The following is a 4,479-nucleotide window of genomic DNA, read 5'->3' on the forward strand; positions in this document are numbered from 1 at the left end:
GCCCGGACGCTTCCGCGACCGGCTCGCGCGCCTCGCCGACCAGCTCACCGCTCCCCCGCCCACCCGATGGTGACGCTGCGGACCGGCGGCCGGCCGCACGCCGCCCTCGCCATGAACCCCGAGGCGGCCGAGCGGATCCTCACGCCGGAGTACCTCACCGCGCTCGCCGAGCACACCGAACTGGCGCCGCCCCCGGCGCTCGACGACCTCGCCACCGACCGGGCCCGCCGGGTACTGGCCGGCACGGAGCTGCTGATCACCGGCTGGGGCTGCCCACCGCTGGACGGGGCGGCGCTCGCCGCGGCCCCACGGCTGCGGGCGGTCGCGCACACGGCGGGCTCCGTACGCGGGCACATCACCGACGCCTGCTGGGAGCGCGGCATCGAGGTCTCCTCGGCCGCCGCCGCCAACGCCCTGCCGGTGGCGGAGTACACGGTCGCGATGATCCTGCTCGCCAACAAGCGGGTGCTGGAGACGGCCCGCGCCTATCGCGCCGACCGCGCCCGCGCCGACTGGCTCCACGACCGCCCCGGCATGGGCAACTACCGGCGCACCGTGGGGATCCTCAGCGCCTCCCTGATCGGACGCCGGGTCATCGAACTGCTGCGCCCGTACGACCTGGAGGTGCTGCTGTACGACCCGTACGTCACCGCCGAGGAGGCCACGGCCCTGGGCGTACGGGCGGCGACGCTGCCCGAACTCTTCGCGGCCAGTGACGTGGTGAGCGTCCACACGCCGCTGCTGCCCGCGACCCGTGGCCTGGTCAGCCGCGACCTGCTCGCGGCGCTGCGGCCGGACGCCACCCTCATCAACACCGCGCGCGGCGCCCTCCTCGACCAGGAAGCGCTCACCGACGCCGTGCTGGCGGGCCGGATCCGGGCGGTGCTGGACGTCACGGAGCCCGAGGTGCTGCCGCCCGGCCATCCGCTGTGGACTTGCGAGAACGCCCTCATCACCCCGCACATCGCCGGCTCGCAGGGCAACGAGCTGCGCCGCCTCGCCGACCTGACGGTCACCGAGGTCGCCCGCTGGGCCTCCGGCGCGGGCTTCGCCCACCCCGTACGGCGCGAGGGCATGCCGTTCCGCGCCTGACCGCGCCTGACCGGCAGGGCTAACCGCTCGTGCCGCCGCCCTCGCCGCGCGAGGACGAGTCGTGCCAGCGGGGGTCGTTCTCCCACTCGGCGTTGCGCTCCTGTGCCGTCTCCATGGCGCGGGCGGCCTCCGCCTGGGTGCCGTAGGGGCCGAAGCGGTCCTTGGCCGGGCACTCCGGACCCTCCTCGACCTTGTCGTGGTGGAGGCAGTAGTACCACTCGCCGGCCTTGCCGGCGGTCTTGCGCTTGAAGAGAGCCATACGGTCATGCTCCCCCCTGAGCACTTCACGCGCCACGGCTAGACTCGCGCACATGTCTGGCCAGTCACTGCTCGTCCCCGGCGAACTCTCTCCGCATCGCACCGTCCCCGCGTCGATCCCCCGTCCCGAGTACGTCGGCAAGGACGCGCCCGCGCCGTACACCGGGCCCGAGGTGCAGGACGCCGAGACCCTCGAGAAGATGCGGACGGCCGGCCGTATCGCCGCGCGCGCCCTGGCGGAGGCCGCACGGCACATCGCCCCGGGCGTCACCACGGACAAGCTGGACGAGGTCGCGCACGCGTACATGTGCGACCACGGTGCCTACCCCTCCACGCTGGGGTACCGGCGGTTCCCGAAGTCGCTGTGCACGTCGGTCAACGAGGTCATCTGCCACGGCATCCCGGACTCCACCCTGCTGCGCGACGGCGACATCGTGAATCTGGACGTGACCGCGTTCATCGGCGGTGTGCACGGCGACAACAACGCCACGTATCTGTGCGGCGACGTCGACGAGAGCTCCCGGCTGCTGGTCGAGCGCACCCGCGAAGCGCTCAACCGGGCGGTCAAGGCCGTGCGGCCGGGCCGTCAGATCAACGTGATCGGCCGCGTCATCGAGTCCTACGCCAAGCGGTTCGGGTACGGCGTCGTCCGCGACTTCACCGGCCACGGCATCAACACCTCGTTCCACTCCGGCCTGATCATCCCGCACTACGACGACGAGCGGGCGACGAGCGTGATGAGGCCCGGGATGACCTTCACCATCGAGCCGATGCTGACGCTGGGCACCTACGAGTGGGACATGTGGGAGGACGGCTGGACGGTCGTCACCAAGGACCGCGAGCGCACGGCACAGTTCGAGCACACGCTGGTGGTGACCGAGAGCGGCGCGGACATCCTGACCCTGCCCTGATCTCCGTCCCCGCAAGTGGTCCGACGTTTTGCCGACAGTTCGTCGGTAAAGAATGAGCACATGACCCCACCGCGCTCGGCACAGCCCTTCTCCGCCGTCATCCGGGACGCCTCCCGTGCGCAGCACACCGAGGCGGAGAACTCGTCGTTCATGAGTGACATGCTCCGCGGCGGGCTCGGCAGGGCGGCGTACGCGCGCTACACCGAGCAACTGTGGTTCGTCTACCGGGCCCTGGAGGAGGCCGTGGACAAGCTCGCCGACGACCCGGTCGCGGGGCCGTTCGTACGGCGGGAGCTGTTCCGGCTGTCGGCGCTGGAGCGCGACCTCGACCATCTGCAGGGCCCTTCCGACTGGCGTACGACCGCGGTCCCGCTCCCCGCGACGGCCCGCTACGCCGAGCGGATCGCCGAGGTGACGCGTGACTGGCCCGGCGGATACGTCGCCCATCACTACACCCGCTATCTCGGCGACCTCTCCGGGGGCCAGGTCATCCGGGCCACGGCGGAGAAGACGTGGGGCTTCACACACAAGGGCGACGGGGTCCGGTTCTATGTCTTCGAGGACATCCCGAACCCCGCCACCTTCAAGCGGGGGTACCGCGAACTGCTGGACGCGGTCCCGGCCGACGACGAGGAGAAGCAGCGCATCGTCGGCGAATGCAGGCGCGCCTTCACGCTGAACACAGCCGTCTTCGAGGAGCTGGCAGCCCCTCGGCCGGCCGGCCGCTGAGGCGGCCGCCGACGTCAGCCGCGCGCCCGCCTCATCAGCCCGTATCAGCCCATCGCCTCTTGCGACTTCATGCTGCTGCTCGCGGCCGTGGGGTGCACGTCCTTGCAGAAGGGCACGAACCCGGTGTTGTCCATGAAACGGGCGGTCACCCATGCCTCCTTGTTCCGCAGCTTGTACCACAGGGTGTTGCCCTCGATGTTCTGGGCGCGGACCTTGCAGTCCAGACCGCGCTGCGCGCGGAAGGGAAGCACAAAGAGCACTGAGGAGTCGGTGCTCGGGTACTGCCGGACGTTCAGGCCCGACTTGGCGGTGACGGTGCCGAACGGGCGGTGCGGCGGATAGGCGGCGGTACTTGCCTCGGCAGCGGAGGCCCCCAGGAGCGAACCGCTCAGAAGGACGGCGGAAACCGTGGCGGCGATCCGGGCGCGACGAGCAGTAGTGGCAGCCATGCAGCTGCCTCCTTTCCGTAGGCCGTGAGCGGGTGGGGCTCCTCGAACGGCGTCAGGGGGACGCGCTCTCAGCGGACAGCCGCACGCCGGGATCACGGTACTGGGACGTTATGCCCGAGTTTATGCACCAATGATGAGGTGCATGTCCTTTGCTCCTCGCGACACGCGGTCCGGCCGGATTTCTCCTGCGGAAACTACGTCCCCTGACAGACAACCGTGGACACCCTTGTCCTCACTTTCGGAGAAAATGTGGATGAACAGCGACCGAACCGGGATGGATAGCCTAAAGTCAGCTCGTCAGTCAGCACGGCACTTGGGGAGGTGCCGTTGTGCTGCTGGGATTCCGCGTACCTGGGGGGTTGATGCGGCACGATCCGGCGTCGGTCACCAGTGCGGGCATGTCTGCCCGCATGATGGCCCTGCACCCCGTGCCTCCGGCACGGAAGTACACCTTCGGGGACAAAGCACGCTGGTACACGCCTGGTGCGATGGCCGTCGACGCGCTCGGCACCGGTGTACCCGTCTTCCTCGTCTTCACCGCCGGCGGACAACCGCATCCGGTGTGGGCGGCACTGCTCGCTTCGGCGGCCTGGCTGGGCGTGCAGGCCGTACACCAGCGGTACACGCTTCGGCTGGTGGGCGAGTCCCGCGGGCTGCTCTCGACTCTGCACGACTGGCTGACCCTGGCGGGCGTGCTGGCGGTGGTCCAGGTCGTCAGCGGGGTGTACCCCGCCCCGGCGTACGCCCTGGCCGCGATCGCCTCCGCGCCCCTGCTGACCGGCGCCTACCGGGCCCTGACGCACCGTGACCTGACGGCCCGACGGCGCGTGGCGCAGGCCGTGCGCCGGGTACTGGTGATCGGTGAGGCGGGACCGGCCGGTCAGGTGGTCGAGCAGCTCGCCGCCCGTACGGACCACGCGTACGTGGTGATCGGCGCGATGCCGGTGGGCACCACCCCGCTGAGCGGCGGGATACCCGAGGCCGGGCGGCTGGACGCGGCGGGGGCGCTGCCGACCGCGGACGGTGCCGCGGTGCTGGAG

At 70.8% G+C, this 4,479-nt stretch carries 5 protein-coding genes and 1 pseudogene; 4 read left to right on the forward strand and 2 right to left on the reverse strand.

The window, feature by feature from the left end; genetic code table 11:
- Positions 1 to 66 precede the first annotated feature (66 nt).
- Complete coding sequence (locus tag ACRDP3_RS23520; RefSeq protein ID WP_431519003.1) at positions 67 to 1,092, forward strand: hydroxyacid dehydrogenase; 1,026 nt, start codon at positions 67 to 69, stop codon at positions 1,090 to 1,092.
- A 19-nt stretch (positions 1,093 to 1,111) separates the two neighbouring features.
- Here the strand turns inward: ACRDP3_RS23520 and ACRDP3_RS23525 are convergent, their stop codons facing one another.
- On the reverse strand, positions 1,112 to 1,351 hold the full coding sequence (locus tag ACRDP3_RS23525; RefSeq protein WP_431518999.1) for a hypothetical protein: 240 nt from the start codon (positions 1,349 to 1,351) through the stop codon (positions 1,112 to 1,114).
- 52 nt (positions 1,352 to 1,403) lie between these two features.
- On the opposite strand from ACRDP3_RS23525, the gene map reads away from it, so the two are divergent.
- Both map and ACRDP3_RS23535 read left to right on the forward strand, forming a co-directional pair.
- Entirely contained in the window at positions 1,404 to 2,261 is an 858-nt protein-coding gene (map, locus tag ACRDP3_RS23530; protein ID WP_431519000.1) for a type I methionyl aminopeptidase, read from the forward strand.
- 60 nt (positions 2,262 to 2,321) lie between these two features.
- A complete protein-coding gene (locus tag ACRDP3_RS23535) occupies positions 2,322 to 2,990 on the forward strand; it encodes a heme oxygenase (biliverdin-producing) (protein WP_431519001.1) in 669 nt (222 codons plus the stop codon).
- A gap of 44 nt (positions 2,991 to 3,034) precedes the next feature.
- Here the strand turns inward: ACRDP3_RS23535 and ACRDP3_RS23540 are convergent, their stop codons facing one another.
- Positions 3,035 to 3,439, reverse strand: coding sequence for an SH3 domain-containing protein (locus ACRDP3_RS23540; RefSeq protein WP_431519002.1), 405 nt, complete (start codon positions 3,437 to 3,439; stop codon positions 3,035 to 3,037).
- A gap of 398 nt (positions 3,440 to 3,837) precedes the next feature.
- Here ACRDP3_RS23540 and ACRDP3_RS23545 point away from each other — a divergent pair.
- Positions 3,838 to 4,479 (forward strand): annotated as a pseudogene (locus ACRDP3_RS23545) (sugar transferase); the annotation flags it as partial.

Source organism: Streptomyces sp. (assembly GCF_050698815.1).
In the GTDB taxonomy this organism is placed as follows: Bacteria; Actinomycetota; Actinomycetes; order Streptomycetales; family Streptomycetaceae; genus Streptomyces.

What these genes read in the sequence shown, in the direction of transcription:
- ACRDP3_RS23520 (WP_431519003.1), top strand. Translation starts at nt 67, where the DNA reads ATGGTGACGCTGCGGACCGGCGGCCGGCCGCACGCCGCCCTCGCCATG.
- ACRDP3_RS23525 (WP_431518999.1), bottom strand. Translation starts at nt 1,351, where the DNA reads ATGGCTCTCTTCAAGCGCAAGACCGCCGGCAAGGCCGGCGAGTGGTAC.
- map (WP_431519000.1), top strand. Translation starts at nt 1,404, where the DNA reads ATGTCTGGCCAGTCACTGCTCGTCCCCGGCGAACTCTCTCCGCATCGC.
- ACRDP3_RS23535 (WP_431519001.1), top strand. Translation starts at nt 2,322, where the DNA reads ATGACCCCACCGCGCTCGGCACAGCCCTTCTCCGCCGTCATCCGGGAC.
- ACRDP3_RS23540 (WP_431519002.1), bottom strand. Translation starts at nt 3,439, where the DNA reads ATGGCTGCCACTACTGCTCGTCGCGCCCGGATCGCCGCCACGGTTTCC.